We start from the raw sequence: 24,993 nt of genomic DNA, 5'->3' as shown, positions 1-24,993 counted from the left end.
AGAAAAGAATCAGACCTTGAACTGGTCCAGCTTCTGTTCAATAGAATTGATATTTGAACGGGTTTCTGTTGCAAGGTCCGAAACACTCTGTGCTGCAGTGCTGATCTGCTGTGCTCCGGCTGCCATTTCGTCCATACTTCCTAGAATTGTCATGGAAATCTGCTGTACACTTACAATATTGTTCGTAACATTAACAATATTGCTGTTCATTTCACCCGACTTTGAAGCGACTTCACTGGCCTGGTCACGCATTTTTGCAAGAGATTCAAAAATATTGCGTGAAGCACTTTCCTGCTCGCCCATTGCACTTCCTATTTCACGTATTACGCCGTCTGTGTAGTCAAGGCTCTGGACAATGGCACCAAAAGCCGACTGGGAATCCTTTGAAAGCGAAACAACGTTCTTTATGGAAGAAGTTATGCCGCTGAGTTCCGCATGGATATTCTTTGACTGCTTTGAACAGTTTTCTGCAAGTTTTCGTATTTCATTGGCAACAACAGAAAATCCTTCGCCTGCCTTACCTGCATGGGCCGCTTCAATTGCAGCATTCATGGCAAGAAGGTTTGTTTCTGAAGCAATCTGTGCAATAATGGCGTTTGCCTGAACAAGGCTCTTTGACTCCTCTGAAATTTCATTAACCTTGTGGTCAACGTCTACCAGTTTTGTCTTTCCTATCATAACAGTAGACGAAAGTTCCTTGAAGCTGTCTGTCATTTTCTGTACAGAATTGGAAACCGACGTAATGTTGCCGAGCATTTCTTCGATTGCGGCAGAAGATTCGTTGATGTCGTTGGACTGAAGGCCTATAAGATCTGCAAGTTGCTTGAGTCCTACTGCACTTGAAGAAATAACGTCAGATGTATTTGTAACGGCATTTGACTGGTTTTCTGACTGCTTTCTTACGCCTTCAATATTGGCCATAATCTGGGCTGTTGCACTTGCTGACTCCTGGGAATTTGAACTGAGGTTTTCGCCGATTGCAGTAAGGGATTCCTGAGCAGCCTTTATTTCGCGCACAATTCCCTGCAGAAGTTCAATAAAGTTGTTTACATAGTTAGAAAGGCGTGAAAATTCGTTGTTTCCGCGTACAGGAAGTCTAAAGGTAAGGTCGGCTTCTCCCGACGAAAGATTTTTTACTGCAGACTCTACTTTGCGCAAAGGATTGAATGCAACCTTGTCCAAAAGCATTACAAATACAAAAATCATTAAACTTGCGCAGATAAATGCAACAAGAATAAGAGGTGCAAAAATGTGAATGGAAACATCAAATACAACATCAATCTGCTTTCCCATAAACATTGTTGTAAGGAAGTTGCCTTCAGAATCTTCTACAGGAAAATAATAGCCCAGATAACCGCGGCCGTTTATTTTTGTGGTCATCAAAGTTGAATCGCCCTCTTTTGCGGCAAGAACAGGCGCGTTGTTTTCAAGAATAGTGTCTGTCATTCCTTCTATTGAAGAATAGGCACGGCGGTCTCCGTCAAAAACAGTCACGTCGTTTCCTGTACAGTCGCTTATAAATTCAACCATGTCGTAATCTGCTGCCGCCTTTTTAATTACAATAGCACCGACAATAACGCCGCGGTTGCGTACAGGAACTGCACTTACTGCATAAATATTTGTTCCAAGTTTAATAAGTTCAGAAGAGACTGTTCCATGTACGCCAGACTCATACAAATCGTTTCCGGAATCGGCATGAGATCCTTCAGACAAAATTATGGCTCCATTTTTGTCCAGAAGGGTAATACATTCAAGATTGTAAGCTGAAACGGCATTTTCAAAGAGTTTTGAGGCGTAAACATCATCGTCTGATTCCCATGCCCCCGAGGCTTCGTATTCAAACTTAACAAAACTTGCAGTATTTTCGAGTTCGCCCTTCATTGTATTCATTTCGTCTGACACAATATAGGACTGTGTTACAAGTTCGTCAGAAAAATAAGACTTAAGGCCGGTTTCTAGCCTTAAATAAACCAAAACGAACAGAATTACCGAAAAAAGTGTAATTCCAAGAATAAGACCAACACGGATTACTCTGACAATGGACTTTGCCTTTTTTGACGGTACTTTTTTAGAAGGCGCAATTTTTGCTGCTGAATTATTATTCATAATGCTCCCTGAAAGGTGAATTTAATTTTATTTTCAAACTCCGACTTACTGTTATGGAAGGCTATAAAAATTGCAATTTCTAGAGCCAACTCTGAAACTGCGATGCTCCAAGTTGCAATAATATAGCGACATGGAACTCGCCGTAAAATCAAGAAAGTTGGTTTACCTACTTTTTTGATTTTACTATATTATAGCAGATATTTTAAAAGGCTCAAGTTTATTAAATATAATTTCCGATAATAAGAAAAAGCGGCCTGTAAAAACTATACCGAGGCTGTTCTGTTTATTCAGGGTTTTCAATGAAAAAAATACATTTTCTTTCTATTATGTTGTTCATTTTCTCATCAGTCTGTCAGGCACAGATTGAACAACGTGCCGCGGTTTCTGAAGAAGATGCCGTTATGTTTTCGAGCTGCTCTGTAGACTGGACAAAAGACACATTTTCTTCTGACGTGTCATTTGATGTAGAAAAAGCCGGAATTCCCATGCCCAGCGGAAAAACTTCTTCAATAAACAAAATAAAGCAGAATCTGTCTTCCCTCGTAAAAGATCCTTTTCTTTCACTTTATGTAGATGACCGCAATACTTTGGGCGATCTTGTACTCAACAATACAATTACCCTCGAAACAGTCACAAGAATGATAGACACCGGAAAGCAGACACCGGCTTTTTTTGCAGACGCGACAAACCTTCTCAAGACAAAACATTCAATCAATCTGAATGACGTGGGCGCAGTTCTGGTAAAGCATAAAATTCCGTATACGCAGACTCTTCCAATAGATGAAGTTGCAACAAGAAAATATACCGGTATTGTAATAGATGCACGCGGTTCTCTTCCTGTTCACGGAGAATTCATGCAGAGCAAAGTGTTCCCCTGTCTTTTTCCAAAAATTCTTAACGAAAACATGGACATTGTTTATGAAAGAAATATGGTAGAGCCGCAGACTGCAAAGCAAAGCGGAATTGTTCTTTATTCAGCCAGTGAATTTCTTAAGGACTACAAAGGGCGTGCCGGAAGCGATCCCTTGTGGATAAAAGCGCAGCAAGTTTTTGGAATAAACAGATGCGACCCGGTCATTGCAAAGAGGGATTATCTTGCCATAACTTCAGAGCCGCAGAATCTTGAACTTCTCAAAAGCGGAAAAGTCGTAATTATTCTTGATGATGACGTTCTTGTACATGCAGTTGGCGCCCCGGAAAAGAACAGAAGATACTACACTGCGTACAATAACATCAAAAAATATTTCTATGAAAACAAAGTTCCTGACGTAATTCTTGATGACGGACCGAAGGGAATTCAGATAAGCATGCAGAACCTGCGCTTTATTGCAGACTCCCCGGAACTTTTGCCCGAAGAAAAGCCGCGCATTCACCAGATTGCCCAGTCACTCAAAAAAATTACAGACTCTGGTGAATTCAGCATACTGGTAGAAGGACACACTGCCGACGTAAACAAACCCAACGGCCAGTTAACGCTCAGTATACAGAGAACACAGACAATAATTGATATTCTGATTGAACAGGGTGTCAATAAAGATATATTTACTTACAGAGGTTACGGCGGAACCAAACCCGTTGCCGACAACTCGACTCCTGAAGGAAGGGCAAGGAACCGCCGCGTAGAAATAACTGTTATGCCGAAAGCAAGTTATGTTCAGCGTGAATAGCCAAGAAGTTTTGCAAGAAGACAGACGCCTTCTACCATGGCTTCGTGTTCATGTGGTGCAATTCTTGAATAAAGCGAGTCTGGAGTGTCTCCTTCCATAACAGGAACTTTCTTTTGTACAAGAATTTTTCCCGTGTCACAGCCTGAATCCACCAGGTGAACAGTACAGCCGCTTTCTTTTTCATGCGCTGCAAGAACTGCTTCGTGAACATTGTGTCCCCACATTCCGACTCCGCCGAATTTTGGCAAAAGAGCCGGGTGCAGGTTTACAATTTTGCCGGCATACTCATCAATGATTGTTCCGCCCAAAACAGAAAGATAACCGGCCAGAACAATTGCATTTACCTTATACTCACGGCATACTTCAAGCACTGCATCAGAAACAGCAATTCTTTTTGTGTCACGGTCTGCTTTTTCTGCGACTTCCTTTCCCATAACAGAATACGGGCTTTTTACAAAAGACGGAATTCCGGCAAGGGAAGCACGCTCAAGGGCATAAGCGCTCTTTGTATTTGAAATTACAACTGCTATGTGGTACGGACATTCAGACACAGACTTTTCGTAGTCAATAAGAGCCTGAAGGTTCGTACCGCCGCCGCTAACAAGGACGGCAATATTCATAACCGACATATCAGTCTACAAACCTGGTGAGTTCTTTGTTTCCTTTGAATTCACCCTTGATTACTTTGTCTGTGTGTCCGACGTATCCGATTTCGTAAGCCTTCATGTCAGGAATTCCCTTTACGGCGAATTTCTTTGCATGGCTGTTGAACATCTTGAGGATTGCAGGTGCATCTTTTTTGCTTACTGCGAGTACAAAGCCGATTCCCATGTTGAATGTGCTGTATACTTTCTTTGGGTCGGCACCGCGGCGCACAAGTTCGTCAAAAATTGCAGGAACTTCCCAAGAGCCCTTTTTGATTACGGAACAAAGCTGTTTCTTTCCTTCTGCTGCGTGAGGATACATGCGCGGAATATTTTCATAGAATCCTCCGCCTGTTACGTGAACCATTCCGTGTACAGAAGAACGATATTTCTTTAGAACGTCCATTACCGGGCGTACATAAATGCGTGTAGGTGTAAGAAGAACTTCGCCGATTGACTTCTTTGAAGGCTTTCCGTTTACTACAAACGGTTCGTTAAAATCTGTAACAAGTTTGCGGATAAGTGAAAATCCGTTTGAGTGGGGGCCTGTTGATGAAAGACCGATAAGAACATCACCTTCCTTTATTTTTGCTCCGGTAATCATTTCGCTCTTTTCACCGATTCCTACTCCGAATCCGGCAAGGTCGTATTTTCCTTCATCGTAGAAGTCGGGCATTTCTGCAGTTTCACCGCCAAGAAGTGCACAGCCTGCATCTACACAACCGTCTGTTACACCCTTAACAAGCTCACCGGCAATTTTTGAATCAAGACTTCCGCAGGCAATGTAGTCGAGGAAGAAACTTGTCTTAACGCCGCTGCACAGAATGTCGTTTACACTCATGGCAACGCAGTCAATTCCGACTGTATCATACTTTCCAAGCTTGAACGCAATGTCGAGTTTTGTGCCTACACCGTCGGTTCCGCTTACCATAACAGGATTCTTGAGTCCCTTTGGAACAGCGAACATTCCGTTAAAAGCTCCGATGTCTGTAAGCTGGCCGGGAATTCTTGCACGCTCGGACTGCTTTCTGTACTTGTCCACTGCGCGATAGCCTTCTTTTACATCAACACCTGCTTTCTTGTAATCGACTACATCTGCCATAAATTATACTCCACTAAAATATATTTTTCCAAACGGAACTAATTGCAATTATTTGTAACTGTCTTAACTGAAACGGCGGCCGTTAAGTTCTCCGGGAACAGACATCGGGTATTCACCGGTAAAGCATCCCTTGCAGAAACCGTACTGTTCAGGATTGCATGCCCTGCACGCTTCCATCATTCCTTCTGCGCTTATAAATGCAAGTGTATCTGCACCGATTTCTTTGCATATTTCATCTTCGCTGTGCTGGCTTGAAATAAGTTCGTTTCTTGTAGGCGTGTTTATTCCAAAATAGCACGGGAATTTTACCGGCGGTGAAGAAATTCTGAAGTGAACTTCCTTTGCACCGGCGCGGCGAAGAATCTGTACAAGACGGCGGCTGGTTGTTCCGCGGACGATAGAATCATCAATGACAACAACGCGCTTTCCGTCTACAACAGACTTGACTGCATTCAGCTTTACGAACACCATGTTTTCCCTTTCTTTCTGGGTGGGGGCAATAAATGTTCTTCCGATATATTTGTTCTTTACGATACCTGATGCATAGGGAATTCCGGCTTCACGCGCATACCCTTGGGCTGCACCGAGTCCGCTGTCAGGAACACCGATTACGACGTCTGCAGGAACTCCGCTTTCACGGGCAAGACAGGCTCCCATTCTTTCGCGGGCTTCTGTTACAGGAATTCCGTCTATGATGCTGTCAGGGCGGGCAAAGTAAACGTACTCGAAAATGCATGTACGCTTTGCAGTACGCTCGCCAAATTCAAATGAAAGAACACCGTCTTCGTTGATTATTACGATTTCTCCGGGCTGAATGTCGCGCACGAAAGTTCCGTTAACGGCATCTATTGCACAGCTTTCACTTGCAAGAATCCATCCGTTTTCTACTTTTCCAAGACAAAGCGGGCGGATTCCGTTGGGGTCACGCGCTCCGATAAGACATTTTTCTGTACTTACAACAAGTGCGAACGATCCTTTTATCATCTGGATTGTGTCTGTTAAGGCGCGCTCAAGTCCTTTTTTATATGACTTTGCGATAAGTTTTACAATTACTTCGGTATCGCTTGTAGAAGCAAAAGTACTGCCTGCTTCTTCGAGCATTTCACGGAGCTGCTCGTAATTTACAAGCTGACCGTTGTGTGCTACAGCAACACCTCCAAGTCTTGACTGTAAAAGAATAGGCTGGGCGTTTTCCAAAGAAGCACTGCCGGCGGTTGCATAACGGACGTGACCGCACGCAATATGTCCTGCAAGTCCCATAAGATGTTCGGGCTTAAAGACTTCGGCGATTGTTCCCATTGCCTTGTGCATCTGAATGGACTCTCCGTTGCTTACAGCGATTCCGGCACTGTCCTGACCGCGGTGCTGAAGCGAATACAGTGCGTAATAGGCCTGTGTTGCTGCATTGAAGTCTGCTGCAGAATAGGCTTCGTATTCGTGTTCAGAAGAACCGGCCTCCTGTGACTGTGGTTGGACAGGATTTAAAAATACACCGACTACACCGCATTCATCACGAAGTTTGTCTTCTTCTTCTTCGACCAGTTCATATCCTTTTTGCATATTATTCCTCATTTTAGAATTCAAAACCGCTGCCGCCGTTTGCTTCTGCATCTGCGGTCATCTTTTTGCGGAAAGCAAGAAGCTTTTCTTTAATTTCGGGATATTTTATTCCAAGTATCTGAAGTGCAAGATAAGCGGCATTTTTTGCATTACCGATTCCAACTGTCGCAACAGGAATCTGAGGCGGCATCTGCACTATTGAAAGAAGAGCGTCCATTCCTGCAAGACCGTTTGATTTTCCGGGATTAATGCATTCAAGCGGAACGCCTATTACAGGAAGAAGTGTTCTTGAAGCAATCACTCCGGGAAGAGCTGCACTGAGCCCCGCACCGGCTATGATTACTTCACAGCCTTCTTCTTCTACTTTGGCGATTGTTTTTACGAGCAAGTCTCCCGCGCGATGGGCGGAAAGAATGTAGGCCTTATAGTCAACACCGAATTCTGCAAGAACATCGGCGGCCTTTTTCATGGTTTCAGAATCTGATTTAGAACCTAAAAAGATTGCAACTTTCATGCCTTAAATTATCATAATGGAAGAAAGTTTGCAATACAGATTCTAGGACTGTGACTGTATTTGTTCAGTGCTGCCGGCCTTTGTAAGATTTACAAGCCATCTTTCTTTTTTAAGCCAGATCCAGGCGATAACGGATTTCGGAACATCGCTGACTTTTACAATCGCGTACATTGCAACCGGTCCAAGTTTTGTGAGGAAAGCAAGCAGGAACATTCCGGCAAGAAATAGTGCGTTTCCTACAGTGTCGCAGATTACGCCCATTACCGTATCGCCGCCTGTACGCGAAATAGAATACTGCGCGTTTATAAAGGCCCAAAGCGGAAGATAAGCGGCAGCCACAATCACAAGTTCTTTTGCCGTATCCTGTGCTGCCGGAGTAAGATTTTTGAACACAATCGGAATAAGAATCGTTGTGCAGCAACCCAATACAGCAAATGCACATCCGAAGACAGTTGCGCCCGAAAGGATCCAGTTTTTGTATTTGCGGCTTTCTTCTATGTGGCCGGCACCAAGTTCCTGACCGACAATTACTGAAGACGATGTAACAATTCCGCTGAAGCAGATAAAGAAAAGATTTGCAATTGCAAAACCCGCTGCCATTCCCGAAACAATTTCTGCGCCGCCGCGTGTATTGTAAAGTGCATTTGAGACAGTTTCTGAAATTGCCCAGAATAATTCGGAATAAAGTATCATTGCCGATTTTCTTACAAGAGTTGCAAAAAGTTTCCAGTTGATTCTGAATGCATCAAATATTCCAAAAACAAAACCCGGCTTTTTAACTGCGATGTAAACAATAAACAAAACAAGTTCTACGGAACGGGCAATAACTGTAGCATAAGCGGCACCTGCAACTTCAAGTCTGGGCGCGCCGAAGTTTCCGTAAATAAGAATATAATTGAATACAGTGTTAACAACAGTCGCAATAATAGAAATTACAAGCGGCGGTTTTACTTTTTCTATCTCGCGCAAAGAAGAACCGATGCTTTGAGACACGCACATCAAGATCCACGAAACGGCAACTGCCCTTGAATAAATTACGCTCTGGTCGACAATCGCAGACGCATCTTTGTTTACAGTAACCATGAGGTTAAAAAGATTGCGAGGTGCAATAAACGAAACGAACATGTAAGCAATGCCGAAAATTCCCGTAAGAAAAATTTTGAATTTAAAGGACTGGCGCATTCCTTCCTTATCGCCGGCTCCCTTAAACTGACTCATAAAAATTCCGCCTGACATGCAGATTGTGTTTATAAGAATCATGAAAATAAAATTAATCTGACCGGAAACATTTACACCGCTCATTTTAATGTCACCCAAACCGGCTACCATAAAATTGTCGATAAGGGAAACAAAATTCTGAATAAGAAGTTGTGCCATTACAGGAAGCGCAATGGACAATGCACGTTTGTAAAAAGAAGATGTTCCGAAATACTTGTTATTCATAAGGTAAACTCCAAGAACGCAAATACTATTCCTTTTTGAATTCTTTTGCAAGAATGAAATTCACCCAAAATACAATTTAATTCACATTTGATGCTTAATGAGGGAACCATGCTTGAAAAAAAATTGTAATTTGTGCAATCTAAAAGCTAAAAAACAACAAGGGGCATTTGAATTGAACAAGGCACTTTTTATAATTGACATGCAGAATGATTTTGTTCTGCCACAGGGAGTTCTTTGCGTTAAGGGAGCGTCCGCTACAATTTCCGTAATTAAAAAACTGCTGGAACACGCACGTGCAGAAAACTGGACAATTGTTCATGTAATACGCGAGCATGACAAAGACGGAATAAATGCAGACAAACCCAGACGCAGGCTTTTTGAAAACGCAGGACACGGATATTGCGTTGCTGATTCTTTCGGAGCACAAATTGTCAAAGAACTTGAGCCTTTGGAAAATGAAATTATATTGAAGAAAACACGCAATTCTGCTTTTTTTGAAACAAACCTGGATTTGATTTTAAGGCGTCTTGATGTAAAAAGAATTTTTGTTTGTGGAACACAGTACCCCAACTGCATTCGAGCTACGGCAAATGATGCAATGAGTTATGACTACGACGTTACTGTTGTAACGGACTGCTGCAGCGCACAAAGCGAAGATGTTGCACGCGCAAATATTTTTGACATGAAAAACATGGGAATCGAGTGTCTTTCACTCAACGAAATTATCTGATAGAATAATTCCATTGATTTTTATGGGAATAAATTTTATGAACATGTTTATTAAATTCTGGAATAAAACTTCACTGATTGTTAAAATTGTTATAGGACTTTTGATTGGTACTGTTCTTGGACTGTTTTGTCCGAAGTTAACACCGGTTGCATATCTTGGTTCAATTTTTACAGGCGCATTAAAAGGAATTGCTCCTGTTCTTGTTCTTATACTTGTAAGTGCTTCCTTAATAAACGCAAATGAAAATATTGGTTCAAGATTCAGGACTGTAATTGTACTTTATCTTGGAACAACTTTTCTTGGATCTGCAGTAGCCGTATGCGCAAGTTTTATTTTTCCTCTTACTGTACAGCTTCCTGCTTCTACTGCACAACTGAGTTCGCCTTCAGGACTTTTTGATGTGATAAAGAATCTTCTGCTTTCTATAATTGAAAATCCTGTCAAAGCAATTGCCGGCGGTAACTTTATCGGAATTCTTTTCTGGTCAGTCATGCTTGGTCTTACACTAAAAAAACGTGCAGGCGACGGACTTAAAAATTCAATACGTGAACTTGCAGATGCTGTAAATGATATTGTAAGAATTATTATTCAGTTTGCGCCTTTTGGTGTACTGGGACTTGTTTTTGAAGCAGTTTCACAAAACGGACTTTCTATTTTTTACGACTACGGAAAACTCATTCTTCTTCTCGTCGGAACAATGCTTTTTGTTGCGCTTGTAGTTAACCCTTTTATTGTTGCACTTGCACTCAGAAAAAATCCATACCCTCTTGTTTTCAGATGCATCAGGGAAAGCGCAGTTACTGCATTTTTTACACGGAGTTCTGCCGCAAATATTCCCGCCAATATGAAACTTTGTGAAGATCTTGGACTGGACAAAAATATTTATTCAGTTTCAATTCCGCTGGGCGCTACAATAAACATGGACGGAGCCGCTGTTGTAATTACAATTATGTCTTTGGTCTGCGCGCGTACTTTGGGAATTGAAGTTTCGTTTCCTGTAGCCATGCTTGTAAGCCTTGTAGGAACACTTGGTGCATGCGGAAGTTCAGGCGTTGCGGGCGGCTCCCTTCTTTTAATTCCGCTTGCATGTTCTGTACTGGGGATTCCGAATGAAGCTTCAATGCAGATGGTTTCTGTTGGTTTTATTATAAATGTAATCCAGGACTCTTTTGAAACTGCACTAAATTCTTCGGGCGACGTTCTTCTTACAGCAACAGCAGAATACAGAGAATGGAAAAAACAGGGCAAAGAAATTCCGCTGGGGTGAATGGAAAATCAACAACCCTGTTCAATCAGATTAGACAAAGTTATTATTGCCTCTTTGTCGCGGGGAATATGCCGGAACATCAACTGCTTTATATCGAGAAGAATTCCGTGGATTTTGGAATAGGAACTAACGGGTTCTGTATCTGTCTGCGGAAAAACGTAATCTGCCGAAGAATACCCGATATTTTGCGGCAGTTGATTATCTGAAGGCATAATGAAGGCGTTGTATATTTTTTGCGGATTTAAGTTTTTTTGAACGTCATCTGGAATTTTATTATTTGTATTTTCAATATATTGGGCATAGGCAATTTGTTTTACGACGCTGGAACTGTCGGGCAAGTGATTTGGATTTTTTGTTGCCCCGTAACGATAATATTTTGAATCAATTACAAATATTTTTTGGCCGGGTTTTCCACGATTTGTAATCATAATTGTGTCCGGGCGAAGTGAATTGAATTTGTCCTGAGAATAAGATTTTCCATTTTTTAATTTCCAGTAAACTTTTGGATAAAATTTTTCTTTGTCTTTTTCGCCATAAACAGAATCGACTAAAGCTTCCCAAATATGATGAAAGTTTTGTGTTCCGTATATAAAGTTTTTGTTTTCGTTTGAAGAATCAAGATAATTTATAACATCAAGCATATTTTTAAAAAGAAGCAAGTTGTTTTCATTAAAGGTTTTTGATGCTTTTATTTTTACATCTGCAAAACTAATTCATTAAAATCTTTTTTATCTCCTCATTATCTAATTTTTCTGTTAATAATAAATCTATTCTATATTCTAGATTCGAAACATTGCTTGGCAATTTTTTAAATGGATTTATGTTTTTACAATCAAAAAAAATGTTATCTATTAATTTCAATTTTTTTGTTTTAAAATCTAGTAAACTTGTCTTTTGTTTCTCTATTTCCAAGTTCATTAAGAAGTTAAAATTTGTCTTTATTTCTTCATATGAACTTAACAAATCTATTAATTCTTCAAGTGTAATTCCTGAATTATTGTTTTCAACAATTGCAATTGCTAAAACATTATTATCTTCATTAAATATCTGAGAATGTTTTAATAGAACTTCTTTGAGAGAGTTTGAAGTCTTAACCTCAATATTTATTTTATCCATTACAAAATCATATTTTGAATAAGTACCTGCTGTATGCCAAAAAGAAGCTAAGTTAATATTTAGATTTTTATAGACATAGTTTATAACAGATAGCTCCCCGAAAAGACCGTATATATTTTTTTCTTTTTCTTTTGAAACAAGTTGAAATAAGTCTATCATGGAGTTAAAAAACTCAATGAAATTTTGTGATTTCATATATTTTATATGAGCAAAACATAAATTAATAAAAGACTTAAAGTTGTCTGGATTCTGCTCATAAGAAACTTTATATTCAAGAAGGTTGTAATATCCAGAATTGAATTGCTGACAATTTGCTACAGCTGTAATCTTTGTATTTGAACGTAAAACCAAATATTCAGTTTGTAAATTATTTGAATCCGCATTTTCTAAATTTTCTGCCATGTAGATTATGCTTTTATTGAAAACGAAAAAACCGGCAATATCAGAACATTTATCAATAAGATAAAGATTATCATCGATAGGAGAAGTATCAATTAATTTTGTAATCTCATTCAACGAAATCATCTTCATCTCCTTTCGTGAAATACACTTTTTCTTTTGGTACATATATAGCAAACATATATTGAATCAAAGTTTTATCTATATTTTTTTTATCATTACCAGGAGCGACATTGTATAATTGGATATTGATTTTGTTTTCATCAATAAGAACAAATCTATCTCCTAAAAAAGAAGCCTTATCTTTGTCTAAACTGCTAGCACCCTGTTGAAGAGGTTTTATTCTAGGTTCATTTTTATATAAAGAACGAAAACGAGGTACCTTGAGATTTTCTCCCATTTGAATTAAAACAACTTCATCAGTTTCAAGTAATTTAAGCAGAGCTTCTTTTTGAAATGGTTCGTATTCGAAGACACTTTTTACAGCAGCTATTATTTTTTGCATAGAGTCTGCTTTCAATATTGAATAAAAACCTGTTACCTTATTTTCTCTACTACTTAAAGTAGTAGGTGTCCAGTTTGTAGAATCAATTAAATTATTTATGATAGAAACATTTTGTTTAATTATATTTCTGTCTTCAACAATAAAACGTTGTATAACCCATCGTTTTTTAAATTTTATTTTTTGAAACTTAGCTTTATTGGGACTTGTTGGCTTCAATGTTGTATTATCACCAGAGATGATTATATCATCAATTTTCATCTTATTTGCTTCAATATCTGCAAACTGTTCCCATAGGTCTTCATCTATTTCTGCAAGGTTTGTAAATTCTTGGGCTATTATGGAACTTGTGAATATTTTACATAAATCAAAATATTTACTACGATAGCCAAACCATCTTGCTCTTTGTAAAGTAGTATCCATGTTACCGGAGTTTTTTGCCCATCTTGTAAAGTATGTTGTTATAAGATTATCAAATGTTAACCCACGCTGAAGTAGATCACCGCCAATATATATTTTTTGTGGAAAAAGTTGTGGATTTGCCTGAGTTTCTTTCCCCTCTGAATTTTGCAAGATTAATTTTATAGATTTTACTATTATGAAAAGTGAATCTCTAATTTCATTAAATGAAATAGTATTCTCCTTAAAATACTTTTCAAAAATAAAATTAAAGTCGATTAAATAATCTTGCATATCATCATCATTATTTTTGAAAGATAATTTAATTTGTTCAATATAGGAATCAATTTGATTATAAGTTTTCTTATGTTCAACTTTTTCTTTTGCAGTATGAACTATCATATCAGAATAAGTTCTGGAGCCGTTTTCTCTGAAAAGTTTGATAGCTGATGCAACAATATAATAATTGATAGCTTTCCTTAATGAATCAGATATAGATGAATTATCAAAAAATTCATCATCCTCTTCTATTATTTCGATTATTTCATTATCACTTAAATGGTATTGCAGAGAACCATCATATCCTTTTGCTGGACTAATTAGCCATGCTGACGAAGGACGTAACGCACTCCACTTATCAAGAAAAATATTTGCTTGGGGAGTAGCTGTTACAGATAAATATAAAGGATTTGAAAGAATTCTTTTTATATTTTTGATTTCTGCATAAGTGGCAGAAGCATCATCTTTCTTGTTCTTTTTAGTATTTAAGCTAGCTTGATCTCCCTCATCATCTATTACAAAAGACTTTAATTTTTTCGTATCTATAGACGACAAAAAGCTATTTACAATTTTCATTGCAGCCGGTCGCTTCATGGAAATCAGAATAATAGGTTTCTTCATCTCAATAAATTCATTAATTATATCTTCTGAAAGATTTCGTATTGTATCCTTTTCTTCCGTTGAAAATATTGCAGGATTATCACTTTCATATGTAACAGACTCTTGAGCATCAAAAGTTTTCTTAAAACGTTTTGTTGTTTGACCTAAAAGTTTTGAATCATAACCACCATATATTACTAGAAAATTATAACCATTATCAAAAGCGAGAGCAGAGAATAATTCCAAATTTGAAGTTTTACCAGATTGGACTTTTCCAACCAGAAGTGAATTATGGTTTGTATTTTCTGAAATTTGATTTTGAATATTCTGGAATATTTTTTTTACATTGACGGCAATATTATCTGCGCCTTCATTTCCATAACTATTAATATGCTTTTCATGAATCCGATTGTAATATTTTCCACCAATATTTATACACTTATTATCCATATTTTCGATTTTATATTGCTCCATTTTTAATCCCCGTTATCAATTAAGGCTAAGAAATCATTTAAAAAATTACGGATTGAATTAGCTGGAATTTTCCCATCCTTACTTGCCAACTTAGCTTTTTTTTCGGACGCCATATACGCAATAACAAATTTTTCAAGTACAGTTTGAAAATCTGAATTATTTGAAAAAGGTTTAAAGAATTGATGGTTTATATTAATATAAAATTCTACTAAATCATCTGTATCAGTTTTCACATCTATCCAGTTTTTTGAATCTGCCTCTTTCCATGAAACATTAAACTTAGTTTCCTTAAGTTGATTCATTTTTATTGAATAAGATCTAATGGCTTCCGAAAATTTTTCTTCTTTGTTTGACTCTTGTATATAATCGTCAAATAACTCTTGTTCAGGATTACTTATTGTTTTTTTTGCCACTGGAATTATACCTATATTTGCAGCAGATATTTTATCAGCAAACGGTTTCGTGTCATTATATGTTTTTTCAGATGTATCTTTTGAAAGAACATCTTCTTTTGTTCTTTCCTTTACAGTCTTTGCTGCTAAATCTCGAATTTTCTTTATTCGAGGTGCCAAAGATTTTATAAATTCTTCTTCAAGTCCATTATCCCAAATAAAACCATCTTTTGCTTGATTAACTGGAAAATCTTCTAAGTCAATTTCACCATATAATTTATGAGAAATTGTGCTTTGAGCTTCCCCAAATATTTCTGTAGGTTTATAGTTTTGTCCTTCACCGCCAATTATTACACGGTTTCTTCTAAACAGAGCAAAACCAGCATTTACAAAACCACTTTTGCCACCATTTTCCCTTTCTTTTAAGATCCCAACAAATCCTTTTATTTTATATTGCTTTTTCTTAAATTCAAAAGAATAATCAAGATTCATTTTCCACGTTTCCCCTTTATATGTAAGAGGTTCATAGGGAGTAAAATGAAGAATTTTTGAATTATTTCCCGAAACAAATTCTATTATAACTTTTTGACTTTCCAGATCGCGGCGATACATACTTTCAAGAAGGCTGCATATTTTAGAATGAGTTCTAGTTGAAATTTGTTTTGTCAAATTTCTTATATGTACTATTGTTCCATGTTCTTCTTTGCTACATTTTGATGTTTTTATTTTTACTGAGTTAACTTTTTTTTCCCGTAAAAGCGGGATATTAACCTCGGTAAAATATTTGTTTGTTGAATTCAACTGTGTAGATTCAACGGACCAAACTTCACCGAACCAAGATGCAGCGGTTTTTAATCCCATTCCAAATTCATTTCTTGTATCTGGATGGTCAGATTTTGAATCCAATTTTACAGCTCTTTTGAAGTCTTGTAATTCCATTCCGTACGCATCATCTGTTATTATTAATTCGTTTTCTTCCGGTAAATATTCAATTTTTACATAAACTTTATCAATGTGATCTTTGTGTAAAAGTTTTTCATTTGAAAAAAATGACTGTGTAGAGTTATCAACGAACTCTGCAATTGCATACCATGCTTTATAACTCAGTCTTGAAAAAACTCCAAGAATTCCTGCTTCTGGTCTTATATCAAGTTCTTCATCTTTCATTATTACTATCTCCAATTCTTAATAAACACTCTGCGATTCTTTTTACTACTTCTACATTTACAGCATTACCAAATGCTCTAAATGCCTGAGCAATTGTATCTGGATATTCTTTTAAATTTTCCATGCACTGTAATTTTGCACCTTCTTTTCTTGTCATATATCGTCCTTTTTGACCATCTGGAGTTTTAACCCATGGAAAAATAGGTATCTGTGTTGTCGTTAAAACAAGAGCAGGAGAAAACGTTGGTAATTTTACACGAATACCAGATGGTCTAAATTGTACAATTTTGTCTTCAATAAGAGGTTTTACATTCCTACCTTGCCCACAATTCCATTCAAATTTTTGATGGCTGTTTTCAAAACCTTCTTTTTGAATTTGAGGTAACCATTTATCAAGTATAATTTTATGGGCATCGTAAAATTCACGATTCCACTTTATAAAATCTTTCTTCCACTGTGGAAAATTATGATTTTCATCTGTTTTTGAGGTTTGGGCATAAATTGGAAGACATTTTAAATAGTCATCTTTGCTATGTCCTGTTACTTTTTTCCCAAATTTACCATTAACATCTTTTAGCGTACGTTCTTGCTGGTAGAATGGTGCAACTCCGTCATATCGATAAGTAGCTCCCCATTCCATTGCCCATATAGGGAAAGAAGGAATTGTAATATGATTTTCAGTCAATATATCAAGAAAGTTTTGCCAAGCTTTTAAATGTTTTCGAGTTTGTTCTCGTAAAGTCATATAATCAGAATCAGATTCATCAATTATTGTCCTAATGTTGCATTCTTTTTTTTCGTCATGTTTTGGAAAAGAAAAATTTTTTAATCCTCCAGCCGATTTTAATCTTCCTGCAATATAAAAGCGAGTTCTGTGTTGTGGTATTTCAAAGTGATGTGGTGAAATTATATCCTGTTTTACTTCGTAAAGTTTTTCAAGATTGGACTTAATTACTTGCCATGTATTTCCGTCATCATGCGATTCCAAATTAGGAACATTCTCAAGAAGAATAAACTCTGGTTTCTTTGCAATCAAAATTTCTTTAATTTTCCAAAACAAGTTGCCTCTGTCTTTGGAATCATTAAATCCCTGTTGTTTTCCAGCTTTAGAAAAAGGCTGACATGGAAAACCTGCACAAAGCAAATCAAATTTCTGGGGTATGTCATTTTCGATATCTATCTCATTTATATCTCCATAGCATTCCATACCGAAATTTATTTTATATAATTTTCTTAAATCTTCTTTTATCTCGCTTGCGAAAACACATTTACCACCAAGTTTTTCCATTGCAAGATGAAACCCACCGATACCTGCAAATAGATCAATAAAAGTGAACTTTCTTTCCATCACGCAGCCTCGCTTGCACAAGGTGCGTTACTATTGGAAAAAAGTTTCCCTGCGTTAGGGATTGTAGTGGCGGCGTTAGCTGTTCCGGAGCGTAGCGAAGGAATGGAGATAGCGCAGCGGACGGAACCACGAAAAGCCCGTCCGCTTTTTTTAGAAGAATTCTTATCTTGCGAGTTTTCTTTAGAAAACTCGGGAAGCTCACGTAGTGAACGACGGACGCCCAAATTCTGTCCGAGAAAACGTTCGTTTTTTGGGACAACATTTGTATCTTTATCTGTAATATTCTTGCTCGTTTTCATAATGTTTCTAAATTGCAATTATACTATACTTTGAAGTTTTTGTAACTAGAGAGCCAACGTTTTATTAAAAAATACATTTATGCTTTTATATTATCAAATAATATGCAGTGAAATAATCTAAATTTGCAACTTTTTTAGCATTTTTAACGCTATATTTTAATCATTTTCAAGAATTTTTAATGGTGTTTTTTTAACCTTTTCAAGAAAAATTACATTTTTATGAGGGAATGTTGTCTAATTCGTTGTCCCAAAAAACGAACGTTATTTAGAACAAGTCAAATAGAGTTGTCCTGAAAACTTCAGTTGCTACACAATTGCCTTTATTTACATGTGCGCTTTAGCGCACCAATTGAACTCAATCGCAAGTTGAAACTTGCTCAATCGTTCAATTTCAAAGAACGTTATTTAGAACAACGCAACATGGTTTAACATCTAATATTCCCGAACGGGATAAAATTTTTCTTTTTTATCTGTTTTGACATTGATTTTACCGAACGGGAATATTAAAATATATGTATGAAAATTAATTCTGTTCTTGAACTTGGAAACCTTATCAAACAAAGACGGCATGAACTTAATATTACCCAAGCAGATGCCGCTGAAATTTGTAATGTTGGAAAAAGATTTTTTAGTGAGCTTGAAAATGGCAAAGAAACAATTCAATTTGACAAAGCTCTTTACGTTGCAAAAATGATGGGAATTGACTTGTTTGCGGAGAATCGAAAATGAAGTTGGATGTTTATTTATTCGACAAAAAATGCGGGGAATTATATTCAACAAGTAATAATGGCGTTGTATTTGAATATACAAAAGAATACTGTGAAGAACAAAATAATATTCCGCTCAGCATTTCCTTGCCAATAGAAAAAAAAACGTTTACACAAAAAGAATGCATTCCGTATTTTTTTGGTCTGCTTCCCGAAGGTGAGATAAAACAGCAAATCGCAAATGAACTTCATATAAGTGAAACAAGTACATTAAAATTATTAGAAGCTTTGGGAGGAGAATGTGCAGGAACAGTTTCTCTATTCAATTCAGAAGAAAAATATATTATTCCTAAAAGCGAATATGAATTTAATGATGAAAATTATCAATTAATTTCAAACAAAGAAATAGCTGATAAAATTTTGAACTGCACAAAAACTCCTATTTTATTTTCTGACAAAGAATACAGACTGTCTCTTGCCGGGGCGCAACAAAAGATTGCTTTGGCAAATTTCAACGGAAGTTGGTATATTCCCAAAAACGGAGCACCTTCAACTCATATAATAAAGCCTTCAAGAAAAGACTACACTGATATTGGAATTAATGAATATTTTTCAATGTCCATCGCAAAAGAATTTTTAAGAGATGTTCCAAAATGCAATATACTGAATTTAAAAAACGATACAGATTCTTTTGATGTATTTTGTATCGAAAGATATGACAGACAAATTATTAATAAAAACGAATCAATTAAAATAAAAAGAATTCATCAGGAAGATTTTTGTCAGGCTCTTGGAATAATGAGTACAAACAAATATCAGAATGATGGCGGACCTGGAATAGCACAAATAATAAATTTGATAAAAAATAAATCAAGCCAGCCTGTTGTTGATGTACAAAAAACAATTGAATATTTCATTTTTAATTTTTTAATAGGAAACTGTGATGCACATGGAAAAAATTATTCACTTTTATGGAATAATGGAATAAAACTTGCACCGGCGTACGATATTGTTTCTACTGTAGTTTACGAAAATTTATCAAGAAACCTTTCTATGAAAATCGGTGGGCATTACGAGATTGATAAAATTTCAAAATCTCATTTTATAGATACTTTTGAAAAATGTGGAATCAATAGAAGAATAATTAACAAAACATTTGAAAAATTTTATTCTAAAATTCAAAATATCAATAATGTATTTTCTAACACCCCTATTGCTCAAAAATACAATTTACTTCTAGAAAAAATAATTATTCAAATAAATAAATTTATACAGGAACCATAAGCCGCCCATGGAAGACACTTAATTCATTACAAATTCAGTTACGCACAATTTTTACAATTCTTTGCAGGAAAATCTTTTGTGCTGCAGTGAATTCAAAATGAGTGTTGCTTTTATTTCTTATGGTGGTGTTCAGGTTTTGCTTGAAACTTTGCAGGAACTTTGTAACAAAGGCGTTCACGGGCAGATTCTTACAACGAGTTACCAGAATTTTACTCAGCCAAAAGTGCTCGAAAAACTTTCTTCATTCAAAAATATTGAACTTAAAATTTTTGTTCCACCAACAGACGAGGACGGCTTTCATGCAAAAGGATATTTGTTCCGGCAGAGGACTGAAAACAAAAAAGAAAAATGGACTGTTATAATCGGTTCCTTAAAATTGAACGATTGAGCAAGTTTCAACTTGCGATTGAGTTCAATTAGTGCGCGAAAGCGCACACGTAAATAAAGACAGTTGCGCAACAACTGAAGTTTTCAGGACAACTCTATTTGAGTTGTCCTGAAATACGTTCATCTTTTTGTACGCAAGTTTGAACAGGTCGAAGGAATTACGCAGCCGTTCATTTATCTTGGAAAAGTTTTTACACTTCCCAAAACTGCAGAAGGAAACAAACCAATCAAAATGATTTTTGCTTTACAAAATGAAGTATCCGAAGAGCTTTATAACGAACTTACGACCGTTGTAGAATAGAATAAATTTGACTTTACAAAATGAATTTCTTATCTTCATTTTTATGACTTATGGATACATTCGTGTCAGCACAGACAAGCAGACTGTCGAAAACCAGCGTTTTGAGATTAATGAATTCTGCAACAAAAACAACATCAAAATTGACTCGTGGATAGAAGAAACCATAAGCGGAACTTTGAATCCTGAAAAACGAGAACTTGGAAGTTTGCTTTTGCATATCAAAAAAGGTGATCTGATTATTTGTTCAGAACTTTCTCGTCTTGGAAGAAGTCTTTTTATGATTATGTCGATTTTGAATCTGATTATGGAAAAAGAAGCTCGTATCTGGACTATAAAAGACAATTACCGGCTTGGCGATGATATTCAGTCCAAAGTGCTCGCTTTTGCATTCAGTTTAAGTGCAGAAATTGAAAGAAATTTAATCAGTCAGCGCACTCGTGAAGCTTTGGCGCGTAAAAAAGCAGAAGGAATCAAACTTGGCCGCCCTAAAGGAAGAAAAAACAATTTTCATTCTCTGGACGGTCTTGAAAAAAGAATAAATACACTTTACGAAATGGGGCTTTCAACAAACAAAATTGCAAAATTATTCGGAATCAGCAGAAATTCCCTTAATTCATTTTTAAAGAAAAAAAGCTCTTAATTCATTTAAATTAAAATTTGCACGCAACGCCCGCTTGAAGGTAACCTTTTCATTCCCTACAAATACATCAAAGTTTCCAAAACACTGGACGCGCAGTTTTCCTTCATCATACTTAACCGGTATGCGCAGATTCTCAAGTGAATTTTCAACATCAATTTTCCGGGCAGGTTTTAAAATATATCCGCTGGCATTCAAAGAAAAAGCATTGACTGCATATTCAGAATACCCCAAAACAAAAACTATGTTTGTAGAAGAATTTATTTCTTTAAGTTCCTTATTCTCTGTCTTTTTTGATTTTAATTCCAAGAACAGTATAACGCACAAACGGAATTCTTTTTAAAACTTCATACAAAAGTGCTGTTCCAAAAAGTCCTGAAAACAAAGTAAAAATGTAAATTGCAACCGGCGGCAAAGCTGAATAAGTTTTTAGTAAATATGCAATTCCTGTTTCGCAAAAAATATGAAGCGCGTAAAAACCAAAATTTGCTTTTGTCATATACTGCGCAAATTTTCCCTGTTTGTCAAACCAAGTTTTTGCACATCCAAGAATTGCTAGACACATTGCCCAGCAGTAAGCATTTGTAAACAAACTTTTTAAAACTGAATTGTCCGTATAATTCTGTCCAAAATAAAACCAGACATAAACACAACCGGTTGCAACAGCAAGGACCAAAAACGGAATATGCATCTTTTGAATTTTATCCTGAACTTCATCATGCGAAAGAACAAAATAACCGATTAAATATGACGCAAAATAAATTCCGAATCTGTAAACTGTAATTACAGGCGCATTCAGAATCTGACTTGTTCCCCATAAAATCAAAACCAAAAGAATAATCACAGCATAATTTGATTTTTTGCAGAAGTTATAAAAGAGGTCATTTTTATCAAGCTTTTTAATTACCGGAAGAATTATTGAAAAAAGCCACAACATTTGCGCAAACCACAAAGGACCTATTCCGCTTGCAACAGAAATAAAATACAGTGCAATTTTTGGAAGGGATTTCATCTGTTCAAAACCACCGCCGGCTTTTATATTCAAAAATCCGACAAGCCAATAAAAAACAAAAAGCCCGATTGTAGACGGAACAAGAAGTGTACGTGTTCTCATTTTGATAAAATCTTTTGCAGAATACTTTTCAAGTGAATAACGCGCGCACATTCCTGCAATCAAAAAAAGCAGAACCATAAACCACGGATAAACAAAATACAAAAATGCATCCTGATACTGAACCGGTGCAAAAGAACCGACACCGCCAAAAACTCCGCACGCATTGAATAAATAAAATACATGATAAACAATGACAACAAGAACAGTTGCCCACCGGATATTATCAAGATAAAGTTTTCGCATATTTTTCTTCCATAAAAAGTTTGTACCGCAAACGTTGAGTAGATAAAAGTTGCACTATTTGTGCCGCTTTTATCTTACCCTCCCATAAGTAAAATAATTATAAAGCTTTGATTGTTGTGTGGCAAGATTATTTTTTGATTTTGCGTTTTGTATTTTTGACAGGAATCAGCAAGTTCAGTCAGTTAAGTATTTTCAGCGAATTGAATAATTTAAAAGTTATTACAATGAAAGATGAGTACGCGGCTGTCTGCGAAATTACAAAAGAAGAACTTTTTTCTCAAATGCAGCCGGAAATTAAGGCACTTGCAGACAACAACAATATGACTTACGAAGAGGCTTGTGCAGCTCTTACAAAAAAAACAGAAGAATGTTCAGCTGACGGGCCAAAGTGATATGGTTGTAGAAACAGAAAGCGCTGTTTATGTTTTTGAATTCAAGCTCGACGGAACTGTAGAAGAAGCACTCGCGCAGATTGATTCTCTGCTTTTTTTCATTTTTAAAACGCGGGGTCTGTTGTAACGCTGAATAAAAATAAATGGCAAGTTTGAAAGTGCGAATATTGAACATAAAATTAGTAAAAGCCCAAAATGACCAAATGAATTAGACATGGTTATTGGAAGAAAACTGAATAAAAAAATCATTTCATGAACTAATTCAGATTGAGTCATTGAAAGAATTAAATTTTCTTTTGAAAAATTCTTGCCTCTAAAAATTCTGTCGTCATAAGTTAAAGCATGGTTTTTCCAGTGTTTTACTTTTATAAAATTGTAAAAGCGTTGTTCAGATTTTGTTCCCCAAAAATATTTTGATTTTTTGTAATTTCTGTTTCGCGTTATTAAAAAAAGAAGCAGAGCGCAAAAAGGCGGGCATAGATGAAAAATCAATAATTCAAATGAAACAAATGTTGAAGCAAAATAAACAATATAATTGAATGTTGTCCGAAAGCTGTTGTAGCGAGTTTTAAAAATAAAATGTAAAACTAAATTTAAAATCAGTATTCCAAGTAAAATAAAAGGAACAAAATTAAATTTCTTTTTCATAACTTTATTATATCAAAACGTTGCTTTTTTACAATACAGAGGGGAAGCAGTTATTGGTATATATCCCATGTTAAATGATAGATTTTTTTAACCTCTTGCTGTAAAATAATTTTAACAAAAGGAAGTAAAATGAACGACATAATCCAACAGATATTATTACAAATGATTCAGTACGATGCAGGAGATGCAAAACGTATTCAACATTTTATAAAAGTATACAGTTTTGCTCACACAATCGGGTTGCAGGAAAAATTATCTGTGAAAGAACTTTTTGTTTTGGATATTGCTTCGATTCTTCACGATATTGGAATTCACGAAGCAGAAAAAAAATATTCAAGTTGCAGCGGAAAATATCAGGAAGAACTTGGTCCGGGAGAAGCAAAAAAAATTTTATTAAACTTCAGTCTGTCCCAAGCAATTGTAGACAGAGTTTGTTTTTTAATTGCACATCATCATACATACAATGCTGTTGACGGACTTGATTATCAAATTCTTGTTGAAGCAGATTTTTTAGTAAACGCATTTGAAGATAATATGTCAAAAGATACAATTCTATCTATAAAAGAAAAAGTTTTTAAAACAAAATCCGGAATTCAGATTTTAAATACAATGTTCAATTTGTAATAGATCCGAAAATAAATTTACAATTACAAACCTGTCAGTAAAAACTTGAATTGTATTTGAACATGTTTTGCAACGCTTGTAAAAATACTTATTTTATATTGAATACATTGTTGATGATTTTTTTATTTAAGCTAAAATCTGCAAAACGCAACTTTCTTCTATTTAATAGAAAATAAATTGCAAAACCCAAAAATGCACCGACAATTTTATCAATAAGATTTGTAACAGTTCCGCCCCAGTAAGTTGCAAAAGAAATACTTTCTTTCGCAACAAAAATTCCCTGAACAGCGTTATCAACCTGCGGAATTGAAGTGTTCCCGTAAAATAAAATCAAGGAAAAAGTATCGCCGAGTGCAGAATTGGAAAATGCAGTTACAAGTTCGGCCCACAAAAATGATTCAATTATAAGACAACCTTCATTGTTTTTTCTTGTCCAGTCAAAAATAAGGCTTGCAAAAACTGATGTTGTAATATGACACAGCATAAACGGAAGTGCAGTTGTAGAAAAGTGACTCAGCAAAAAAAATTGATACAACTGCAACAATCAGCGAAGGCCAAACTCTGCATAAATCTGCACAACCGATTGTCGCAACAGAATCCATATACAACGGAAACGCAAAATGGCTTGCAGTTTTTGAACCGGTAAAA

26 protein-coding genes are annotated in these 24,993 nt (G+C 36.2%); 10 read left to right on the top strand and 16 right to left on the bottom strand.

What is annotated here, in order from left to right; translation table 11 throughout:
- Positions 1–9 precede the first annotated feature (9 nt).
- On the bottom strand, positions 10–2,106 hold the full coding sequence (locus IWA51_RS02020) for a methyl-accepting chemotaxis protein (protein WP_198442953.1): 2,097 nt from the start codon (positions 2,104–2,106) through the stop codon (positions 10–12).
- Between the two features lie 299 nt (positions 2,107–2,405).
- On the opposite strand from IWA51_RS02020, the gene IWA51_RS02015 reads away from it, so the two are divergent.
- Entirely contained in the window at positions 2,406–3,773 is a 1,368-nt protein-coding gene (locus tag IWA51_RS02015) for an OmpA family protein (protein WP_198442952.1), read from the top strand.
- On the opposite strand, the gene purN is transcribed toward IWA51_RS02015, so the two are convergent.
- The 5 genes from purN to IWA51_RS01990 form a co-directional block, all read right to left on the bottom strand.
- Entirely contained in the window at positions 3,761–4,393 is a 633-nt protein-coding gene (purN, locus tag IWA51_RS02010) for a phosphoribosylglycinamide formyltransferase (RefSeq protein ID WP_198442951.1), read from the bottom strand. The two genes, IWA51_RS02015 and purN, sit on opposite strands and share 13 nt — an antisense overlap.
- 10 nt (positions 4,394–4,403) lie before the next feature.
- Entirely contained in the window at positions 4,404–5,519 is a 1,116-nt protein-coding gene (gene purM, locus IWA51_RS02005; RefSeq protein ID WP_198442950.1) for a phosphoribosylformylglycinamidine cyclo-ligase, read from the bottom strand.
- A gap of 63 nt (positions 5,520–5,582) precedes the next feature.
- Positions 5,583–7,079 carry an amidophosphoribosyltransferase gene (purF, locus tag IWA51_RS02000; protein ID WP_230402689.1) on the bottom strand — a complete coding sequence of 499 codons (1,497 nt, stop codon included), beginning with the start codon at positions 7,077–7,079 and terminating at the stop codon, positions 5,583–5,585.
- 13 nt (positions 7,080–7,092) lie between these two features.
- On the bottom strand, positions 7,093–7,593 hold the full coding sequence (gene purE, locus IWA51_RS01995) for a 5-(carboxyamino)imidazole ribonucleotide mutase (RefSeq protein ID WP_198442949.1): 501 nt from the start codon (positions 7,591–7,593) through the stop codon (positions 7,093–7,095).
- Positions 7,594–7,635: 42 nt separating this feature from the next.
- On the bottom strand, positions 7,636–9,036 hold the full coding sequence (locus tag IWA51_RS01990) for an MATE family efflux transporter (RefSeq protein ID WP_198442948.1): 1,401 nt from the start codon (positions 9,034–9,036) through the stop codon (positions 7,636–7,638).
- 172 nt (positions 9,037–9,208) lie between these two features.
- Here IWA51_RS01990 and IWA51_RS01985 point away from each other — a divergent pair, with 172 nt between their 5' ends.
- The gene (locus IWA51_RS01985; RefSeq protein WP_198442947.1) at positions 9,209–9,766 is read left to right on the top strand and encodes a cysteine hydrolase family protein; all 558 of its coding nucleotides are present in this window, start codon (positions 9,209–9,211) and stop codon (positions 9,764–9,766) included.
- Positions 9,767–9,803: 37 nt separating this feature from the next.
- Positions 9,804–11,033, top strand: a complete 1,230-nt coding sequence (sstT, locus tag IWA51_RS01980; RefSeq protein WP_177527792.1) for a serine/threonine transporter SstT — start codon at positions 9,804–9,806, stop codon at positions 11,031–11,033.
- An 8-nt stretch (positions 11,034–11,041) separates the two neighbouring features.
- On the opposite strand, the gene IWA51_RS01975 is transcribed toward sstT, so the two are convergent.
- From IWA51_RS01975 to IWA51_RS01950, 6 genes are read right to left on the bottom strand one after another with little or no spacing between them, the layout of a single operon-like run.
- Complete coding sequence (locus IWA51_RS01975; protein WP_268969636.1) at positions 11,042–11,725, bottom strand: LlaJI family restriction endonuclease; 684 nt, start codon at positions 11,723–11,725, stop codon at positions 11,042–11,044.
- A 16-nt stretch (positions 11,726–11,741) separates the two neighbouring features.
- Positions 11,742–12,674, bottom strand: coding sequence for a PD-(D/E)XK motif protein (locus IWA51_RS01970; RefSeq protein ID WP_198442945.1), 933 nt, complete (start codon positions 12,672–12,674; stop codon positions 11,742–11,744).
- The gene (locus IWA51_RS01965) at positions 12,658–14,802 is read right to left on the bottom strand and encodes a Z1 domain-containing protein (protein ID WP_198442944.1); all 2,145 of its coding nucleotides are present in this window, start codon (positions 14,800–14,802) and stop codon (positions 12,658–12,660) included. The genes IWA51_RS01970 and IWA51_RS01965 overlap by 17 nt, the downstream gene beginning before the upstream one ends.
- 2 nt (positions 14,803–14,804) lie before the next feature.
- A complete protein-coding gene (locus IWA51_RS01960; protein WP_198442943.1) occupies positions 14,805–16,361 on the bottom strand; it encodes an ATP-binding protein in 1,557 nt (518 codons plus the stop codon).
- Complete coding sequence (locus IWA51_RS01955; protein ID WP_198442942.1) at positions 16,351–17,709, bottom strand: DNA cytosine methyltransferase; 1,359 nt, start codon at positions 17,707–17,709, stop codon at positions 16,351–16,353. The genes IWA51_RS01960 and IWA51_RS01955 overlap by 11 nt, the downstream gene beginning before the upstream one ends.
- A complete protein-coding gene (locus IWA51_RS01950; RefSeq protein ID WP_198442941.1) occupies positions 17,709–18,008 on the bottom strand; it encodes a hypothetical protein in 300 nt (99 codons plus the stop codon). The genes IWA51_RS01955 and IWA51_RS01950 overlap by 1 nt, the downstream gene beginning before the upstream one ends.
- A gap of 516 nt (positions 18,009–18,524) precedes the next feature.
- On the opposite strand from IWA51_RS01950, the gene IWA51_RS01945 reads away from it, so the two are divergent.
- The 5 genes from IWA51_RS01945 to IWA51_RS01925 all read left to right on the top strand — a co-directional run bounded on the left by IWA51_RS01945 (position 18,525) and on the right by IWA51_RS01925 (position 21,327).
- Positions 18,525–18,737 (top strand): helix-turn-helix domain-containing protein, encoded by a 213-nt coding sequence (locus IWA51_RS01945; RefSeq protein WP_198442940.1) that lies wholly within the window; start codon positions 18,525–18,527, stop codon positions 18,735–18,737.
- On the top strand, positions 18,734–19,999 hold the full coding sequence (locus tag IWA51_RS01940; RefSeq protein ID WP_198442939.1) for a type II toxin-antitoxin system HipA family toxin: 1,266 nt from the start codon (positions 18,734–18,736) through the stop codon (positions 19,997–19,999). Before IWA51_RS01945 ends, IWA51_RS01940 begins: the two co-directional genes overlap by 4 nt.
- Before the next feature lie 97 nt (positions 20,000–20,096).
- Positions 20,097–20,387: a phospholipase D-like domain-containing protein gene (locus IWA51_RS01935; protein WP_198442938.1), complete on the top strand. Its 291-nt coding sequence runs from the start codon at positions 20,097–20,099 to the stop codon at positions 20,385–20,387.
- Positions 20,388–20,495: 108 nt separating this feature from the next.
- Entirely contained in the window at positions 20,496–20,687 is a 192-nt protein-coding gene (locus tag IWA51_RS12885) for a DUF3427 domain-containing protein (RefSeq protein WP_198443647.1), read from the top strand.
- Between the two features lie 43 nt (positions 20,688–20,730).
- Positions 20,731–21,327, top strand: a complete 597-nt coding sequence (locus IWA51_RS01925; RefSeq protein ID WP_198442937.1) for a master DNA invertase Mpi family serine-type recombinase — start codon at positions 20,731–20,733, stop codon at positions 21,325–21,327.
- On the opposite strand, the gene IWA51_RS01920 is transcribed toward IWA51_RS01925, so the two are convergent.
- Both IWA51_RS01920 and IWA51_RS01915 read right to left on the bottom strand, forming a co-directional pair.
- On the bottom strand, positions 21,307–21,633 hold the full coding sequence (locus IWA51_RS01920; protein ID WP_198442936.1) for a response regulator: 327 nt from the start codon (positions 21,631–21,633) through the stop codon (positions 21,307–21,309). The genes IWA51_RS01925 and IWA51_RS01920 overlap by 21 nt on opposite strands.
- Positions 21,602–22,681 (bottom strand): acyltransferase family protein, encoded by a 1,080-nt coding sequence (locus IWA51_RS01915; protein WP_198442935.1) that lies wholly within the window; start codon positions 22,679–22,681, stop codon positions 21,602–21,604. Before IWA51_RS01915 ends, IWA51_RS01920 begins: the two co-directional genes overlap by 32 nt.
- Positions 22,682–22,881: 200 nt before the next feature.
- On the opposite strand from IWA51_RS01915, the gene IWA51_RS01910 reads away from it, so the two are divergent.
- Positions 22,882–23,073 carry a hypothetical protein gene (locus IWA51_RS01910; protein ID WP_456243339.1) on the top strand — a complete coding sequence of 64 codons (192 nt, stop codon included), beginning with the start codon at positions 22,882–22,884 and terminating at the stop codon, positions 23,071–23,073.
- Positions 23,074–23,100: 27 nt separating this feature from the next.
- Here the strand turns inward: IWA51_RS01910 and IWA51_RS01905 are convergent, their stop codons facing one another.
- A complete protein-coding gene (locus IWA51_RS01905; RefSeq protein WP_198442933.1) occupies positions 23,101–23,721 on the bottom strand; it encodes a glycosyl-4,4'-diaponeurosporenoate acyltransferase CrtO family protein in 621 nt (206 codons plus the stop codon).
- A gap of 129 nt (positions 23,722–23,850) precedes the next feature.
- Here IWA51_RS01905 and IWA51_RS01900 point away from each other — a divergent pair, with 129 nt between their 5' ends.
- On the top strand, positions 23,851–24,345 hold the full coding sequence (locus IWA51_RS01900; RefSeq protein WP_198442932.1) for an HD domain-containing protein: 495 nt from the start codon (positions 23,851–23,853) through the stop codon (positions 24,343–24,345).
- A gap of 88 nt (positions 24,346–24,433) precedes the next feature.
- Here IWA51_RS01900 and IWA51_RS01895 read toward each other — a convergent pair whose 3' ends face one another.
- Complete coding sequence (locus IWA51_RS01895; protein WP_215905259.1) at positions 24,434–24,829, bottom strand: hypothetical protein; 396 nt, start codon at positions 24,827–24,829, stop codon at positions 24,434–24,436.
- Between the last annotated feature and the right edge of the window lie 164 nt (positions 24,830–24,993).

The organism is Treponema peruense, assembly GCF_016117655.1.
Lineage (GTDB): Bacteria > Spirochaetota > Spirochaetia > Treponematales > Treponemataceae > Treponema_D > Treponema_D peruense.
Note: the sequence above shows the minus strand (reverse complement) of the source record. Positions and strands in the feature narration are given on the sequence as shown.